The sequence below is a fragment of the Alicyclobacillus shizuokensis NBRC 103103 genome, from assembly GCF_001552255.1.
Taxonomy (GTDB): Bacteria; Bacillota; Bacilli; order Alicyclobacillales; family Alicyclobacillaceae; genus Alicyclobacillus_G; species Alicyclobacillus_G shizuokensis.
Genome location: NZ_BCQV01000026.1, coordinates 26,994 through 42,471, shown reverse-complemented (window position 1 = coordinate 42,471; position 15,478 = coordinate 26,994). Strand labels below are relative to the sequence as shown.

Sequence of the window (15,478 nt, the reverse complement as noted above, 5' to 3'; positions counted from 1 at the left end):
CGGCAGGAATCAACCAGCAATCTCGGCGCAGGGATGGCCAGGCCGCCATCCTCTCCTTCCAGATCATCCTATAATAAAAAAGACCTGCCGCCAAGCAGGTCTGTCATGGTGGAACCGATGGGACTCGAACCCACAACCCCTGCGCTGCCAGCGCAGTGCTCTCCCATTGAGCTACGGTCCCTCACCTTCCCGACTCTGGAACCCGATGACCCTTGGACACCCGTCCCGAATCGGACAATCGCTATTGTAGCCGATGGCAACGCCGCAGTCAAGCGGGATCGTCGGAATACATATTTTGGAATGGGATAGGCAACGATAACGGGGTAGCCGTAGAGGAGGATGTTCGCTATGAAAAAGTGGCTCTTGACAACCAGCGCCGTTGTGATGATGGGCAGCGCCATCCCCATCGCCTGGGCAGGTGATGGACTTTGGCGCCACGTCCCCTCCACTCACGCGCACAGCAGCGCTCGGGCTGTGGCAGGCGGACCGTTTGCGGGACACGCCGACGTTCAGCATGACTGGCAGCTCCGATCCAGCGTACGCGTCAGCCGTCAGGTGCTTCGTGAAGCCTACCTGGCCAGCCGTGCTGTATACACAGAAAAGCTGCAGAAATACGCGAAGGTTACACCCAGCCAGGCCAAAAAAGCGATTGCCCAAGCCCACCCAGGCATGAAGGTGGAAGACGTGCAATTACGCAACATTCGTACCGACCTGGTGTATACGGGTCTCGCCCAGGATGACGAAGAACGGTATTTGGTCATTGTGGACGCGGGCAACGGCAAGCTGCTGCTGGACAGGCTGCTGCCCACCCATCACGAGCGCGTGTTCTCGGGCGATTGAGTGCCTCGGGAAGGCCCCCGCTCGTCAACGCGAGTGGGGTGCCCTCCACAAAATAAAAAAGCCGCGCTCCCTGGCGCGACCTAGTTCTGCATGGACGATGCTTAAAACCGCGTATAAACGTCTATGGATACAGGTGGGTCCCATCTGCCTGCGGTCCCTCACACGGAGACCGCGCGCACCTTCACATTATCCAATGCGATAGGTCCAATGCCCCGCGGCACCTCGATGGCGTCCCGCTTGGTGGCCCCCAGCGCCTCTGTGATGTAGTCGCAGGCGACATTGGGATCTATGCGGTCCCCACATGTGTACACATCAATGCTTGCGTATCCGTGTTCAGGAAAACTGTGAATGGTCAGGTGAGACTCCGAGATGATGACTACCCCACTGACTCCCTGTGGGGCAAACTTATGAAACGCCACTTCCCGGATCTCGGCGCCCGCTTCCAGCGCCGCGTTGACCATAATACGTTCAATGCTCTGCAAGTCGTTCAGGCTTTCGGGGTTACACCCCCACAGTTCCGCAATCACGTGACGCCCAAAAGTGTCCATAAAAAAATCCCCCTTTTAGCGCAAATGCCATGCCCTTACGGCATGTGGAGCCCTGACCGTTCACCACGGGGGAAAGTTAGTCCTTCGAGGTCCTAACCCTTTAAGTGAAGGAGGGTTCCAAGTCTGCGGTTGTATCCTGTGGACGCGGCCAAAGATTACGAGTGACAGTATACGATGCAGCCTGTCATTTTGCAACCAGAACTTTCACCAACCGCGAAAAATAGTGCCGCTTAGGCCGCGTCCCCCGATGCCACTTGCATCGGGGTTTGTTTCTGTATATTCTTACATCCATCCAAGCGTTCATATCGAACGGGGGATGGGGGCATGACGCATGTCCGAACGGCGGGTTCTGGGCCAGCTGCTGTCGTTTGTAGCCGCTCTGGTGGTGGTTGGAGGCGGCGTGTACACTTTCGTGCTCTGGCGCAACCAATCGCCGGAACGCGTTCTGGCGACAGGAGCGGGCCACCTGTTGTACCAAACGTCCACCATGGCTGTCGGCGAAATCCGCAAGGGAAGTGAGGAAGAAGCCACCCTCTTGCGCTACTCGCGCGACGGAGGCTGGATAATAGAGGCTGAGGGCAAGTGGATTCGCCCCTCAGCCCGCGCGAAACTGGTCCTGTTGCCCAATCGCAGCTACGGATTGACGGGTGGGTACTGGCTATGCGCTGTTCGTCGTGATGACCGATTGGTGCGCCTGCGTGTGATCGAAAGGGCAGACAGCCACTCGGCGCAGGACTTCCCATTTCACGGGGACGGCATCATTGAGCCGGTCGAACTCGACGGGCCGGCGCAGATCCTTGGCTACAGCGAGAAAGGCCAGGTGTTCCGCATCTCCTGGAGCCCGAGCAACGCCTGAAACCCATGCTCATAGGCCGCCAGCAGGCGCTGGGGTGTGTGGCTGGGCAGCACCGTCTCTTGGAAGCGGACGGCCAGTTGCCGGGCGGTCGCTGGGTGATCAAGAAGGCGGGCAATGCAGGCCGCAAGCGCGTCCGCATCACCCACGGGAGCCAACAATCCGGTGGCACCATCGGTGATCAATTGCCGGATGCCGGGAATATCGCTGCCGATATTGGGAACGCCATAAAATCCAGCTTCCAAGATGGACAGACCGAATCCCTCGCTCCTGGAGCAGAGCACATGGCAATCGAGTCCGGCGTAAAACTCAGGCATCCAATCGCAGTAGCCGAGAAAGCGAATGCGCGAGGACACCTGCAGTTCGCAAACCAGGCGTTTGAGTGCGGACTCGGATGGACCCCAACCCGCCACCGCCAGGTAGACATTCGGTCGCTCAATGCGCGCCATGGCTCGGATTAAGGTGTCAATGCTCTTGCTGGGATGCAGCCTGGCGCCCACCCCCACAACCGCAGCGTCCGGCGGAATGCCAATCCGCTCGCGCAACAATCGGCGGTAATGGCTGCGCGGCTGGGGCAGCGGGGTCAGGACGGCAGCATTGGGGACATGGTAAGAGGGTCGGTCTGGGCACAGGGATTGGTAGTCGGGATTGACCATGAACAGACCGTCCGCGCGCTGCAAAAAACGGGTGTTGATGTGTGACCACAGCCTGCCCCGCAAGCGCCGATGGGAAAAGTCGTGGCGCGGATCCGAATGAATCGTCGACGTCCAGCGGCAGCCGCACCTGTGGGCGGCCAAAGCGGCCAGGGCATTCATGCGCGGTCCATGCGCGTTGAGCACCGCCTGCGGCTGCTGAATCAGCAACCTCACGAGCGCGGTGAGGGCTTGCAGATGCGCGTCCGGCAGATCGATGACGGGGACACCGATGGCTTGCAGATGTTCCCTCAGGTACCCTGATCCGGTCACCACAAAGCGGTAGGCCCGACGTTGCGGGGTTTGACGGAGGGCATCGGCCAAGGCCAGCAAGTGGCTGGCCGCGCCGCCCCGCTCCGCTCCCTTGGCCAAGACGAGGACGGTTGGGAGCGGCGATACATCAGGATGGACGGTGCACCTGTTTGGTGTGTTCCATGACGTAGGTCGAAAGGTCGTGGTCGTCAAAGTGGATGCACTCTCGATGCAGCAACAGATAATCAATGGAAGCGCCGGTCAGTTCCGCCGCAAAGGCGAGTACATGGTGGCGCCGCTGCGTCGGTTCGGGCCAGACGGCCTGAAAGTACTCGTCAATGCGGCGAAACTGGTCAAAATTCAAGCTCGGCACCAAGTGTACGAACGCCTCGGGCGGTAGTTCTAATATGTCGTAATTCTTTCCTTCGTATTCAATCGTGAGTCCTAACCGCATGATTTTATCCACCCTCTTCGCTGCCAGTATAGCGAATCCCGAAACGGCAGACAATTTGACTGTGCGGCCCGCTCTGGGGCCGTTTTGTGGCTCAAATGCGACAAATTCGTCACGGAACCTTGGGACTTTCCCCTTTACACCCTATTTCCGCGACCGTTACCATGTATTTATAGACGTGAGTTTCATCACATATGGGGAAGGATTGAGGAAATGAACTCCATCAAGACCTGGTTCCTGATGGGACTGTTGACCGTCATCCTGGTGCTGATTGGCGAGTGGGTCGGCGGCCACACCGGTATGCTGGTGTTTCTCTTGATTTCCATCGTCATGAATTTCATCGGCTACTGGAAAAGTGGAGACATGGCAATCCTGATGACCCGATCCTACCCGGTTGCGGAACACGAGTATCCGGAACTGTACGCCATCATCCGCCGCCTGGCCAACCGAGCGGGACTGCCGATGCCGAAGGTGTACATCACCCCGTCGCCGCAGCCCAACGCGTTTGCCACCGGCCGCAACGCCGACCACGCCAGAGTGGCCGTGACAGAAGGTATTTTGCGCACGCTCTCGGCGCGGGAGCTGGAAGGGGTACTGGCGCACGAGATTGGACACATCAAGAACCACGACATCCTGATTGGCTCCCTGGCCGCGATGATGGCCGGGTTGATTACGTCCATCGCGAACATGCTGCAGTGGGCGGCCATCTTCGGCTTCGGACGCCGTGACGACGAAGACAACGGAGGCATCCTGGCGGAGCTGGCGATGATCATTCTGGCGCCGATTGCCGCCACCCTCATCCAGTTTGCCATCTCGCGCGCTCGTGAGTTCAAGGCGGACGCGACGGGAGCCGAGCTCGTGGGCGATCCGAATCCACTGGCAGACGCGCTGGAACGCCTGGAGGCATACGCCCAGCACATCCCCGGTGGCTTCTCGCCGGCCACATCCCATCTGTTCATCGTCAACCCGCTGCGGGCTGAGGGGTTGGTCACACTGTTCAGCACCCACCCGTCGACACGTGAACGAGTGCGCCGCCTGCGGGCGATGCGGGTGCTCGGCTGACCTGACGGATTGCGCAGAAGAGTCCCGGAGTCCCGGGGCTCTTTTTGGTTTATTCATAGCGCAGCGCATCAATGGGGTTGAGACGGGCGGCCTTGTTGGCGGGGTAGATGCCGCAGATGAGCCCAATCAGGGTGGAGAAGACCAGGCTGACGGCAATCGCCCAACCGGAAACGGCGGTGGGAAGTCCCACAACGGCGCGCATGACGAACGACCCCATCACACCGAGCAAAACACCGAGCACGCCGCCAATCAGCGTAATCAGCACCGATTCCGTGAGAAATTGCAATAGAATGGCCCGTTTGGTGGCACCCAAAGAGACCCGGATGCCGATTTCCTGGGTGCGCTCCGTCACCGATACCAACATGATGTTCATCACCCCGACGCCGCCCACCACCAATGCGATGCCGGCAATGGAACCGATGACCAGGGTGAAAATCCGCGTCACCTGCCCTATCGTCTGCTCCAGCCCGGCGTAAAAGCGGGTGCTCTCCTCGAACGCGTTGCTGTCATGCACACGAATGTTCAGGGCGGTGACGATGCGGTTGCCCAGATCAACCTTGTCAACCCCGGGCTTGACCTGCACATCCATCTCACTGATGCTCCACCAGGGAAACAGGTCGCGACAGGTGGTCGCAGGCATGTAGACGTAATCGGTGCCCAAAAAGTTGCCCAGCAGATTGAGCTGCGCAGGCTCGGCAAGGCCAATCACCTGCAGCGGTTGCCCGCCAATCTGAACCGTCTGCCCAATACGGGATGATCCGGTGAACAGCTTTTCAGCCAACGAAGGACTGAGCAACACCACGCGGCGGTGCGCCAACACGTCCGAAACCGTAAACATCCGCCCCTGCACCACTGTGAAGTGGGCAATTTCGTTCAAGTATTGCGGGCCGGCGTTGAGTGAGGCGTTGACCACACGACCGCCGCTGGCTACCGTGGCCTGACCGTACAAGGTATAATAGACGTCCGCTACGCCCGGAAACTGCCGCGCCAACTGGAAATCCTGGTCTGAAAAAGAGAGAACCTGGTCCGGCTGGGGCAGCCCCGGTTCCAACGTCTCCTTGGGTAGAATCTGAATTGTGTTCTGCAGCCGCGGGCTCTCGATGGTGGCAATGACCGCCGCCTGGCCGCCCTGCCCCAACGCGACGATGGTGATGATGGCCGAAACGCCGATGAGAATGCCCAGCATGGTAAGGAACGAGCGCAGCTTATTACTGCGGATAGCCGTCCACGCCGACAACAGCGTCTCCGCCCAGTTCATGACCGTCCCTCCTCGCCAGCGCCGCTCACCAACCGCCCGTCCTGTATGCGCACGATGCGCCTCGCACGCCTGGCCACATCGGCGTCGTGCGTGATCAAGACGACGGTCATGCCGTCCACGTTCAAAGACAAGAACAAGTCTATGATCTCCTGACCCGTCGCCGAATCCAACGCCCCCGTGGGCTCGTCGGCGAGCAGCAGCGCGGGGCGATTGGCCAGCGCCCGGGCAATGGCCACGCGCTGTTTCTGTCCGCCCGAGAGCGCGTTCGGCAGGTGATGGGCCCAGTCGGCCAACCCCACCTGGGCGAGCAGCTCAAGCGCTCGCCGATGCCGCTCACGGCGGGGCACTCCTGCGTACATCATCGGCAACTCCACGTTCTTTTGCGCCGTCATGCGGGGAAGCAGATGAAAGTTTTGAAACACAAACCCGATCTCTTGATTCCGCACCCACGCCAATTCTTGCGCCGACAGCTGCTCAATCGACCGGCCGAACAACCGGTACGATCCGCTCGTCGGCACGTCCAAGCAGCCGAGGATGTGCATCAAGGTGGATTTGCCGCTTCCCGAAGGACCCATGATGCTGACAAACTCTCCGGCCTCCACTGTCAGGTGAACGTCGTCCAGAACCGTCAGCCATTCCTCCCCGGAGCGGTAGCGTTTCGTTACCCCGGACAGCTCGATCACCTGGCGGTCACAGCCTCTCCATTATGCAGGTTGCCGGGGTTGAGCACCACCTCGTCCCCTGGATGCACACCCTTGGTGACCTGCACCTCGGTGTCGCTCGACTGGCCCAGTTGCACGGCTGCCTGGTGTACACGCCCCTCGCGGTACACGTAGACTGAGTAGCCATTGCCGGTTTGCACAAGAGCCTCATACGGCACGACAACGACCTTGCCGGCTGTCGTGCTGGCAATCCGAGCATCGACTTGATACCCCATGGGAACTGGGAACCCTGGGGCAGGCGCAATGTCCACTTCCACCTGTCCACCGCCCGAAGTCTGGCTGGTCGCATAACCGGCCACGTGCGACACGGTGCCCCGCCACTGTTGGTTGGGATACGCGTCACTGGTCAACGACGTGGTCATTCCCCTATGAATATGTACGGCGTCCACCTCGGAGACGCTGATGACCACCTGCTTGTCCTCTCCAACCACCTCGACCACCGGAGCCGCCGTGCCATCTGGGGCAACGCCCGTTGGGTTCACCACAAGCACTGTCCCAGAGAACTGGGCGCGCACGATGGTCGCGTCATAAGCCGCCTGCGCCTGCGCCAGCTGCACCTTGGCCTGCGCCAGCGTGGTGCTCGCCTGGTCCAAGGTTCCCTTGAATTGGGGTTGCAACCCGGGCGGCACAGATTGATACTGCTCCTTGGCCTGTTCATACGCCTGTTGGGCGTTTTGCACAGCTGTCTGCGCCGCCTTGAGCGATGCGGCTTGGGTTTGATTCTGACACGTGAGCAGGATATCCCCCTGGTGGACCCTCTGCCCGACGTCAACGCGGATCTGAGCAATTGGAGCCGGCAACGCCGAGGCCATCACGTCCTGCCGGTTGACTGGACGGACCGTACCGCTGGCGAAAATTCGATTGCTGAGCGTCTTGCGTTCGACTTTCACGACGTGCACCGTGGGTTGACGCGGCCACGCCCGCCAGGTTGCGCAGGCCGCCGCGGCAAGGACGAAAAGCCCTGCCACCCACCACCAGCGTCGAAATCGGCGTCGCGTCTCCTGTTTCACCCACGTCACTCCTCATGTATCCCAGACACGCCGATACCTCAACAATACATGACGACAGCGGATTGGAAAAGGGGGCTCGCGCCATCCCGCTCTGGTTGCCTCCAAGGCACCTCCCGGCGCGCCGCGTCGTGCCGTCACACGGGCGGATGCGGGCGCATGTAGTCAACGTGCTCCGACTGTCTCCCGATGGACCCAGAAGGGCTCACCGCGCCGACCGCCGCCCCCCGGGCAGCCTCGTCCGATCGCAGATTGGGCTTTGGCCAGGAGAGGTAGCGGGCCCCATAATCGACGACGGACTGGGTCTGCCATGGCGCCCCGGATGCTGACGCGATATGGCTGTCAGCCACCCCGACATTGTGCAAGTACCGGCTCAGCCTCTCCTCCACCGCGACCAATTGCGCCTCCACCTGTCGCAGCTCGCGCAGCAGCGTTGTCAGCTCCAAGTCTGTACCTCTCTCCTGCATGCCCATCCCTCACTCGCGTCAGGTTTACCACAACATCCATATCCTGCCCACGCGCTCCAAGCCAATGCGCTGGGCATAGTTTGTCCGCAGGCCGCATAACCATCATGGTGAGACCATAGCGACGAGACCGAAAGCCGCACCCAGGAAGGGAGGGCTACCCGTGTACGCAAGGGTCTACAATCGTCTCGTCGGCTGGCTGTGTCTGGCCGCTGCCGCCGTCGGCTGGCTGTTTGGACATATCGGCGATTATATGCACATCTTACCACTGGAGTCCTGCATCCTGCTGGGCTTCGGCGTTCTGGCCCTGCTGGGGGCGCGTTCACGGCTGCGCTATACGGTCGCCGTCGCGCTCGTTCTCGGCATCGCGCTGTTCTTGTGGGGCGTGGACGGAAGCTTTCAATCCCATCTGCCCGGCGCCACGGCAGAGCCATTGGAGTGCGCGTTGCGCATCATTGCCGGTGCGTGGGGAGTTTATACAGCGGTCGAAGACACCCTGAGTTGGCGCCGTCGCCGCCTGACAGCATGAAGCGGCACCACGAGCGCATACTAACCAAGCGGACCTGTCCGCACACTGCACCAAGGGGGGCGATTGCATGCAAGTCCGGGACTTGATGACGACCAACGTTTCGTATGTCCAGGAGTCCGACCCTGTACAGAAAGCCGCCCAGATCATGAACTCGGTCAACTGTGGATCGGTTCCGGTGTGCGACGCCAACAAGCGCGTCGTTGGTATCATCACCGATCGAGACATCACCTGCAAGGCTGTGGCCAACGGTAAATTCAACGCACAAGTCGGCGATTGCATGAGCCGCCAGGTGATTACAGCCACCCCGGACACGGACGCACACGAAGCGGCTGACCTAATGGCCCAACACCAAATTCGACGCCTGCCGGTGTGCGACAACGCGGGCACCCTCCAGGGCATTTGCGCGATTGGCGACCTGGCGCGTCAAAACATCCACATCAACGAAGCAGGAGACGCGCTCAACCGCATCTCGCAGCCGACGCAGGCACAGAGTCAGTTGCAATAACGGTTCTCCAATTGGCTGGCCCGTGGGCGCCTTGGTCCGCGGGCTGTTTTGTGGCTTTTGGATAGCCTCGCTTGCCTGAAAAGACGCTACCCTCAAACAAAAGAGCCCCACGCCCGCGGCGTGGAGCCCCTTACCAATAGCCATTCACTTGTTAGCTGCGGCCAGCCAACTGCTGCTCCGCCAGCGCCACCAGTTTCCGTGTGATATTTCCTCCGATAGCACCGGTGTCGCGAGTGGCCATCGTGCCCCAGTAGCCATCGGACGGGGGCTGGATGCCCAACTCGGAGGCCACCTCGTACTTCAGCTGGTCCAACGCCTTGGCCGCGCTCTGCACGACCAGCGTGTTCGTCTTCTGTCCTTGTGCCATGTTCATCACCTCCCTGGTGTAGGCATAGTGTACCCGCATCAAGGAGGGATACGCTGTTACATTCTGGCTCACCCACGCTCGGCGAGCGGCACGAAGCGGCGATCCGTCTCGCCCGTGTACTCGGCGCGCGGACGAATCAGGCGATTGTTCTGGTATTGTTCCAGCACGTGCGCGGTCCAGCCGGAGATGCGGCTGCACGCGAAGATGGGCGTGTACAGGTGGATGGGCAAACCGATGCTGTAGTACATGGAGGCCGAATAGAAATCCACGTTCGCGTTAAGCCCTTTCTTTTCGCGCATCAACTGCTCCATTCTCTGCGACATCTCAAACCACTTGGTCTCGCCGGCCCGTTCCCCGGCCTCTTTGCTCAACTGGCGCAGGTGCGTCGCGCGCGGATCCTCCGTGCGATAGACGCGATGGCCAAAGCCCATGATCTTGCGCTTGGCCGCCAACGCTTCCGTCAGCCACGCATCCACGTTGTCTATCGAACCAACTTCCAGCAATGTCCGCATCACCCGCTCGTTGGCTCCGCCGTGCAGCGGTCCCTTCAGAGTCCCGATAGCCGAGACGATGGCCGAGTAGATATCCGACAGCGTACCCGCGGTGACACGGGCGGAAAACGTGGAAGCGTTCAGTTCATGATCCGCATGCAGGATGAGCGCTGTATTGAACGCCCGTTCCGTAAACTCGTCCGGTTTCTCCCCTTGCAGCTGATACAAGAAACTGGCCGCCATGCTGAGACTCGCGTCCGGTTCCACCGGCGCCAAACCCTGCCGCAGACGCTCTGCCGCTGCGACAATCGTCGGCACCTGGGCCACCAATCGCGTCGCCTTGCGGACGCTGGCCTCATAGGAGTCGTCGGCGACGTCCGGATCGAACAGGGCGGCGTAGGAAACGGCCGTCCGCAGAACGTCCATCGGATTGGCGTCCTTCGGCAGGCCGCTGAGCAGGTCCATCACTTTCGGGTGCAGCGCCCGTTGACTCGCAATCGCTTGTTTCAACTCGTTCAGCTGGGCTTTGTTGGGCAAATCCCCATGCCACAACAGATAAATCACTTCTTCAAACGAAGCCCCGCCGTTCACCAAGTCGTGAATGTTATACCCGCGATAAATCAATCGGCCTTCCCGGCCGTCCAAGTAGCAGATCTCGGACGTATTCGCAACGACATCCTCCAACCCGGCTTTGAAGGTAGCTTGCTGGCTCATACGATTCCCTCCCAAATCACGCCACATGTGGCCACAGGGTCGATTATACTACAACCTGACAAGCAGGGAAAAACGCGGCGTCGGCGGCCTCACGCCCATGCGCCCGGGGCCGCGTACCCTGTCGACCACTGGCGGTTCAGGGCGAGGATGAAAGCGTGTAACCCCCTCACGGCCATCGGCTTGTCTGGAAACAGAGGTGTGCTATGATGAAATTGTGCCCACTAGTCGGGCAAATCCATCACCCAGCTTTGAGAGAGGAAGGGAATAAATGGAGCAGGAGCGCACCGGAGTTGTGACCTTTGCGGGCAAGCCTGTTACCTTGATTGGCCCCGAAATACGCGTGGGCGACAAGGCCCCGGATTTTGAGGTTCTGGCCAATGATCTGTCCCCGGTGACGCTGGCGGATTCCAATGGAAAGGTCCGCATCATCAGCGTCGTTCCGTCGCTGGACACGGGGGTTTGTGACGCGCAGACGCGCCGGTTTAACCAAGAGGCTTCCGCCCTGGGCGACAACGCGGTGGTCCTGACCATCAGCGCCGACCTGCCGTTTGCGCAAAAGCGCTGGTGCGCGGCCGCGGGCATCGACCGCGTGCAGACCTTGTCCGACCACCGAAACATGTCGTTCGGACGGGCCTACGGGACCTACATGAAGGAAATGCGCCTGGAGTGCCGAGCCGTCTTTGTGATCGATTCAAATGGCACGGTCACCTACGTGGAGTATGTCCCGGAGGTCACTCAGCACCCGAACTATGAGGCCGCGGTGAGCGCCGCCAAGGCGGTCCGCTGAACATCCGGGCGCGAGAACCTTCTCAACCCGCACCGGGTGCCCAACAGGCGTCGGCGTCTCACGAGCGCTAACGCCCGGCCCCAAACAGGGGGCCTTTGTATCCCCCAGACTGCCTCAGGTGGCGTCTGAGTGTGGACAGGTTGGCCGCCAGCGTCTCATGTTGGCGGCGCAGCCTGTGCCAATCCGGCCGGGATTGGGCCAACTCCGCCTGCATCGCCGCCAGGATGCGGCCCATCGCAGTGCGCATCGCGGGGTCTCCCCCGGCGGCTTTTGCGACCCCCGTCCAGGTGCGCCGCAGCGCCGACAGTTGCGTCTTCGCTTCTTCCGCGCTGCCTTGCTCCAGCGCCTGCCGCAGCGCCTCCGCCTGGGCCAGCAGGGCCGCCAGTCCGCTGCTCAAATCCTCGGCGTACCAGGCCGGTCCGGCCGGATCGCGAACGCCCGCCGCCTCCGGATGGGCGCACCCAACGAAGCTCAATCCTACCAGCGCCAACAGCCACCCCGTCTGCCACTGTACCGCCATGAGCATGCCCCCATAGCCTTTGTCGCACCTCGCTGCCCATAGGGTGCGCAGGCGGCGGCAGGCTTACACAGAGCCCCGGGGATTGTCGTGGCCAGGATGGACGGAGTGCCAGCGTCGAAACGGGCGGAAATTCACCTTTCTTTTCTCCGTGAAGGCGCGATTGCCCTCCATCGCCTCCTCAGTTCCATAATAGAGACTGACCGCGCTCATACCCAGCTGAGCGATGCCGCCGATGTGAGCCGTGTCGGCATTGAACGAGTATTTGGCCAGCTTCAGCGCGGTCGGGCTTTTGTCCAAGATTTCCTCGCACCAGGACCGCACTTCGGTGAGCAAATCAGCGTGCGGGACCACCTTGTTGACGAGCCCCATCGCATACGCCTCGGCAGCGCTGTAGCGACGGCATAAGTACCAGATCTCACGCGCCCTCTTCTCGCCCACGACACGGGCTAAATAGGCCGTGCCGTAGCCCGGATCGACAGATCCGACCCTGGGCCCGACCTGGCCAAAGACCGCCTGGTCGGAGGCAATCGTCAGGTCGCATACCACATGCAAGACGTGCCCCCCACCAATGGCGTAGCCATTGACCGCCGCAATCACCGGTTTCGGAATGTTGCGAATGAGCGCGTGCACCTCCTCGATGTCCAACCCTAGATCGCTGCGGCTGCGCCCACCGTAGCCGCCACCGGCAGCGCTGCGCTCCTTCTGGTCGCCGCCGACGCAAAATGCGCGGTCTCCCGCGCCCGTCAGCACCACCACCCCAATTTCCCTATCCGCCCAGGCATCCGACAACGCCTCAATCATCTCCTCGACGGTGCGCCAGCGGAAAGCATTGAGCACGTGCGGACGATTGATGGTGACGGTCGCGATGCCCGCCTCTTTACGGTAAAGGATGTCCTGAAAAGCCAACTCCCGCGCCCCCTAACACATGGTGAGCCCGCCGCTGACACTCAACGTCTGGCCGGTGATGTAGGCAGCGTCCTCCGAGGCTAAAAAGGCCACCGCCGCGGCCACATCCTCCGGCTGCCCAAGCCGCCGCATGGGTACGGACTTGGTCATGGCGTCTATCAAGCGCGGATGGCCCGCCGCGATCTGCGTGAGCAATGAGGTCTGCGTCGGACCGGGGCAGACCGTGTTGGCGGTCACGCCGTGCTGCGCCATTTCCCGAGCTATCGTCTTGGTAAAGGCGATGATGCCGCCCTTGGCCGCGGAATACACCGCCTCCCCGGTGGAGCCAACGCGGCCCGCGTCGGAGCTGATGTTGACGATGCGTCCATACCCGGCCTTCATCATGATGGGCAGTGCCTGCTGCGTAAAGCGGATGCTCCCCAGCAGGTTGACCTCAAGAATCTTCCGCCATGTCGGTTCGTCGCTGTCCACAAACGGCTCCACCTTATCCCATCCGGCGTTGTTGACCAACACGTCCCAGCGGCCGAAGCGCTCCATGACCACGTCGCGTGTGCGCACCACGTCCGCAGTGCGGCAGACGTCGCACACCTGCGCGGCGGCCTCGCCGTCCGCCGCCCGGATCTCGGCGGCGGTCGCCTCCGCCAACTCGCCCTGGATGTCTGCGGCGACCACGCACAGCCCCGCTTTCGCCAACCGCAGGGCGATGGCTCGACCGATGCCCTGGCCGGCCCCCGTGACCACCGCCACCCTCGGCTCCATCCACTCCACCTCCCGCCCTGCTGGCATTGTTGTAGACACCCCTGGCGCCGGCTAATCGCCTTCCGCCAGCAGCTGTTCACGCAGCTTGAATTTTTGAATCTTGCCGCTTGGCGTCCGTGGCAGTTCCTCGACGAGCCGCAAAAATTCCGGCCAGTAGTGATTCGCCACCCCCTTTTCGCGCAAGAACGCCTGCAGACGCTCGAGCGTCAGCGGCTCACTGCCGGGCTTTTGCACGATGAAGGCGCATACCCTCTCCTGCAACCGTGGATCCGGTTTGGCGACCAACGCCACCGCCTGCACGTCCTCATGCTCGTGCAGGACATCCTCAAGGTAACTCACCGGTATGTTTTCGCCGCCGCGGATGATGATGTCTTTTGTCCTGCCCGTAATCTTGACGTACCCGTCCTCATCCATCACGGCCCGGTCACCGGTCCGAAACCAGCCATCCTCTGTAAACGACTCCTGCATCAATTCTGGCTGATCTACGTATCCGACAAACAGGGTGGCCCCACGGCACTGCAGGTCACCCTCCTGGCCGGGCGGACAGAGGCTGCCGTCGCGATGAACGACACGTACCACCAATCCGGGAAAGACAATGCCGTCGGTAGTGGTCAGCTTCTCGAGCGAATCGTCCGGTTTGGTCACGGTCACAAGAGCGTTCTCGGTCTGTCCCCAGCCGGCCAACACCTTGCAATTCGGAACCACCGCCAAGGCCTGGCGGATAACCGGACGGGGAATCGGCGCACCGTAGCAGCCCCAGATGCGCAGCGACGAAACGTCGTAGTCCCGCAGATTCGCGGCGTGGATAAAGTCGTACAGGAACGGCGTCGCCCCGTTGGTCACGGTGATGCGATGAGCGGCGACCAACCGAACGAACTCCTCGGGGTCCCACACGTCCTGATAGACCGCCGTCGCCCCGAGCATCGTCGGCAGGAGCACCCCATACAAGAACCCGGTCTGGTGCCCGAAGGTCGAGGCCATATGGAACACGTCGTCCACGCCGACCTGCATCCGTTTCGCCCACGCCACAATTGGCCCGTTCAGCGTGTTGTGAGTGTGAATCACCCCTTTGGGCGTGCCCGTCGTCCCGGAGGTGAAGATGAGTTCGGTGGGATCATCCGGGGACGGCCGGAACGCGTCCAGGTCTGCGTCGTCTCTGCCCTCCTCAAAAGCGCTGTCCATGAACGATTCCCAGCTGTCGGGCTGCCTTCTGCCGACCACCAGGACGTTGCCCCCGAGCGGCACGCGCTCGGCGACCTCCCGCAGCATGGCTGGGTAATCAAAACCGCGAAACTCTCTCGGAACCACGATAAGCTTTGGCTGTGCCTGGCGAAGCATCACCTCCAGCTCGCGGCCGCGATAAATGGGGATGAGCGGATTGGATATGGCGCCGATACGGGAACAGGCGTAATGCAAGATGATCCACTCGCACCAATTGGGCAGTTGGAAGGACACGACATCCCCCGGACGGATGCCCATTTCCAACAAGCCGAACGCGGCGCGGCGGACCTTGTCCGCAAGTTCCCGATACGTATACCGACGCAACGGATCCAAAATCGCGACCTTGTCTGGCAATCGCTGCACCGCCTCAGCCAGGAAGTCGGACGCGGTCTTGTCCGGCCAATGGCCTTCGCGGCGGTACACTTCCCGCTGGGCAGGCGGATGATGGAACCACCATGTTTGCACGTACTCACACCTCCGAATGGTGCTGCAAATTGCGGACCGCGAGATCGCCCGCCGCAGGGCTGCGG

19 protein-coding genes and 1 tRNA gene are annotated in these 15,478 nt (G+C 61.4%); 6 read left to right on the top strand and 14 right to left on the bottom strand.

Annotation, left to right across the window (positions count from 1 at the left end):
- Positions 1-106 precede the first annotated feature (106 nt).
- Positions 107-181: transfer RNA gene (locus tag ASH01S_RS11075), tRNA-Ala, on the bottom strand.
- 167 nt (positions 182-348) lie between these two features.
- On the opposite strand from ASH01S_RS11075, the gene ASH01S_RS11070 reads away from it, so the two are divergent.
- Entirely contained in the window at positions 349-840 is a 492-nt protein-coding gene (locus ASH01S_RS11070) for a PepSY domain-containing protein (protein WP_067927958.1), read from the top strand.
- Between the two features lie 158 nt (positions 841-998).
- On the opposite strand, the gene speD is transcribed toward ASH01S_RS11070, so the two are convergent.
- Complete coding sequence (gene speD, locus ASH01S_RS11065) at positions 999-1,388, bottom strand: adenosylmethionine decarboxylase (protein WP_067927955.1); 390 nt, start codon at positions 1,386-1,388, stop codon at positions 999-1,001.
- Between the two features lie 331 nt (positions 1,389-1,719).
- Between speD and ASH01S_RS11060 the strand changes: the two genes are divergently transcribed.
- Entirely contained in the window at positions 1,720-2,244 is a 525-nt protein-coding gene (locus ASH01S_RS11060) for a hypothetical protein (protein ID WP_067927952.1), read from the top strand.
- Here the strand turns inward: ASH01S_RS11060 and ASH01S_RS11055 are convergent.
- Entirely contained in the window at positions 2,190-3,305 is a 1,116-nt protein-coding gene (locus tag ASH01S_RS11055; protein WP_067927949.1) for a glycosyltransferase family 4 protein, read from the bottom strand. The two genes, ASH01S_RS11060 and ASH01S_RS11055, sit on opposite strands and share 55 nt — an antisense overlap.
- 28 nt (positions 3,306-3,333) lie before the next feature.
- Positions 3,334-3,639 carry a hypothetical protein gene (locus ASH01S_RS11050; RefSeq protein WP_067927946.1) on the bottom strand — a complete coding sequence of 102 codons (306 nt, stop codon included), beginning with the start codon at positions 3,637-3,639 and terminating at the stop codon, positions 3,334-3,336.
- A 210-nt stretch (positions 3,640-3,849) separates the two neighbouring features.
- Here ASH01S_RS11050 and ASH01S_RS11045 point away from each other — a divergent pair, with 210 nt between their 5' ends.
- Positions 3,850-4,698, top strand: a complete 849-nt coding sequence (locus ASH01S_RS11045) for a zinc metalloprotease HtpX (protein ID WP_067927941.1) — start codon at positions 3,850-3,852, stop codon at positions 4,696-4,698.
- 49 nt (positions 4,699-4,747) lie between these two features.
- On the opposite strand, the gene ASH01S_RS11040 is transcribed toward ASH01S_RS11045, so the two are convergent.
- The 4 genes from ASH01S_RS11040 to ASH01S_RS11025 form a co-directional block, all read right to left on the bottom strand.
- Entirely contained in the window at positions 4,748-5,956 is a 1,209-nt protein-coding gene (locus ASH01S_RS11040) for an ABC transporter permease (RefSeq protein WP_067927937.1), read from the bottom strand.
- Positions 5,953-6,639: an ABC transporter ATP-binding protein gene (locus tag ASH01S_RS11035; RefSeq protein ID WP_067927932.1), complete on the bottom strand. Its 687-nt coding sequence runs from the start codon at positions 6,637-6,639 to the stop codon at positions 5,953-5,955. The genes ASH01S_RS11040 and ASH01S_RS11035 overlap by 4 nt, the downstream gene beginning before the upstream one ends.
- Positions 6,636-7,688, bottom strand: a complete 1,053-nt coding sequence (locus ASH01S_RS11030) for an efflux RND transporter periplasmic adaptor subunit (RefSeq protein ID WP_067927928.1) — start codon at positions 7,686-7,688, stop codon at positions 6,636-6,638. Before ASH01S_RS11030 ends, ASH01S_RS11035 begins: the two co-directional genes overlap by 4 nt.
- Positions 7,689-7,822: 134 nt before the next feature.
- On the bottom strand, positions 7,823-8,152 hold the full coding sequence (locus ASH01S_RS11025; RefSeq protein WP_067927925.1) for a hypothetical protein: 330 nt from the start codon (positions 8,150-8,152) through the stop codon (positions 7,823-7,825).
- A gap of 160 nt (positions 8,153-8,312) precedes the next feature.
- Between ASH01S_RS11025 and ASH01S_RS11020 the strand changes: the two genes are divergently transcribed.
- Together ASH01S_RS11020 and ASH01S_RS11015 are read left to right on the top strand one after the other, a co-directional pair.
- Positions 8,313-8,678, top strand: coding sequence for a hypothetical protein (locus tag ASH01S_RS11020; protein WP_067927922.1), 366 nt, complete (start codon positions 8,313-8,315; stop codon positions 8,676-8,678).
- Between the two features lie 67 nt (positions 8,679-8,745).
- Positions 8,746-9,183 carry a CBS domain-containing protein gene (locus ASH01S_RS11015; protein ID WP_067927919.1) on the top strand — a complete coding sequence of 146 codons (438 nt, stop codon included), beginning with the start codon at positions 8,746-8,748 and terminating at the stop codon, positions 9,181-9,183.
- Between the two features lie 151 nt (positions 9,184-9,334).
- Here ASH01S_RS11015 and ASH01S_RS11010 read toward each other — a convergent pair whose 3' ends face one another.
- The gene (locus ASH01S_RS11010) at positions 9,335-9,550 is read right to left on the bottom strand and encodes an alpha/beta-type small acid-soluble spore protein (protein WP_083517070.1); all 216 of its coding nucleotides are present in this window, start codon (positions 9,548-9,550) and stop codon (positions 9,335-9,337) included.
- A 68-nt stretch (positions 9,551-9,618) separates the two neighbouring features.
- Positions 9,619-10,755 carry a citrate synthase gene (locus ASH01S_RS11005; RefSeq protein ID WP_067927912.1) on the bottom strand — a complete coding sequence of 379 codons (1,137 nt, stop codon included), beginning with the start codon at positions 10,753-10,755 and terminating at the stop codon, positions 9,619-9,621.
- 268 nt (positions 10,756-11,023) lie between these two features.
- On the opposite strand from ASH01S_RS11005, the gene tpx reads away from it, so the two are divergent.
- Entirely contained in the window at positions 11,024-11,542 is a 519-nt protein-coding gene (tpx, locus tag ASH01S_RS11000) for a thiol peroxidase (RefSeq protein ID WP_067927908.1), read from the top strand.
- Between the two features lie 67 nt (positions 11,543-11,609).
- Here tpx and ASH01S_RS10995 read toward each other — a convergent pair whose 3' ends face one another.
- The 4 genes from ASH01S_RS10995 to ASH01S_RS10980 form a co-directional block, all read right to left on the bottom strand.
- Positions 11,610-12,062, bottom strand: a complete 453-nt coding sequence (locus tag ASH01S_RS10995; RefSeq protein ID WP_067927904.1) for a hypothetical protein — start codon at positions 12,060-12,062, stop codon at positions 11,610-11,612.
- A gap of 63 nt (positions 12,063-12,125) precedes the next feature.
- Positions 12,126-12,968, bottom strand: coding sequence for an enoyl-CoA hydratase-related protein (locus ASH01S_RS10990; RefSeq protein WP_067927901.1), 843 nt, complete (start codon positions 12,966-12,968; stop codon positions 12,126-12,128).
- Between the two features lie 12 nt (positions 12,969-12,980).
- Positions 12,981-13,727, bottom strand: a complete 747-nt coding sequence (locus ASH01S_RS10985; RefSeq protein WP_067927898.1) for an SDR family NAD(P)-dependent oxidoreductase — start codon at positions 13,725-13,727, stop codon at positions 12,981-12,983.
- Positions 13,728-13,778: 51 nt separating this feature from the next.
- Positions 13,779-15,413: an AMP-binding protein gene (locus ASH01S_RS10980; RefSeq protein WP_067927894.1), complete on the bottom strand. Its 1,635-nt coding sequence runs from the start codon at positions 15,411-15,413 to the stop codon at positions 13,779-13,781.
- Between the last annotated feature and the right edge of the window lie 65 nt (positions 15,414-15,478).

Bases quoted from the DNA above. Each gene is read 5' to 3' on its own strand.
- ASH01S_RS11040 (WP_067927937.1), bottom strand. From the start codon at position 5,956: ATGAACTGGGCGGAGACGCTGTTGTCGGCGTGGACGGCTATCCGCAGT.
- ASH01S_RS10985 (WP_067927898.1), bottom strand. From the start codon at position 13,727: ATGGAGCCGAGGGTGGCGGTGGTCACGGGGGCCGGCCAGGGCATCGGT.
- speD (WP_067927955.1), bottom strand. From the start codon at position 1,388: ATGGACACTTTTGGGCGTCACGTGATTGCGGAACTGTGGGGGTGTAAC.
- ASH01S_RS11025 (WP_067927925.1), bottom strand. From the start codon at position 8,152: ATGCAGGAGAGAGGTACAGACTTGGAGCTGACAACGCTGCTGCGCGAG.
- ASH01S_RS11005 (WP_067927912.1), bottom strand. From the start codon at position 10,755: ATGAGCCAGCAAGCTACCTTCAAAGCCGGGTTGGAGGATGTCGTTGCG.
- tpx (WP_067927908.1), top strand. From the start codon at position 11,024: ATGGAGCAGGAGCGCACCGGAGTTGTGACCTTTGCGGGCAAGCCTGTT.
- ASH01S_RS11015 (WP_067927919.1), top strand. From the start codon at position 8,746: ATGCAAGTCCGGGACTTGATGACGACCAACGTTTCGTATGTCCAGGAG.
- ASH01S_RS11060 (WP_067927952.1), top strand. From the start codon at position 1,720: ATGTCCGAACGGCGGGTTCTGGGCCAGCTGCTGTCGTTTGTAGCCGCT.
- ASH01S_RS11070 (WP_067927958.1), top strand. From the start codon at position 349: ATGAAAAAGTGGCTCTTGACAACCAGCGCCGTTGTGATGATGGGCAGC.
- ASH01S_RS11010 (WP_083517070.1), bottom strand. From the start codon at position 9,550: ATGGCACAAGGACAGAAGACGAACACGCTGGTCGTGCAGAGCGCGGCC.
- ASH01S_RS11045 (WP_067927941.1), top strand. From the start codon at position 3,850: ATGAACTCCATCAAGACCTGGTTCCTGATGGGACTGTTGACCGTCATC.
- ASH01S_RS11050 (WP_067927946.1), bottom strand. From the start codon at position 3,639: ATGCGGTTAGGACTCACGATTGAATACGAAGGAAAGAATTACGACATA.
- ASH01S_RS10995 (WP_067927904.1), bottom strand. From the start codon at position 12,062: ATGGCGGTACAGTGGCAGACGGGGTGGCTGTTGGCGCTGGTAGGATTG.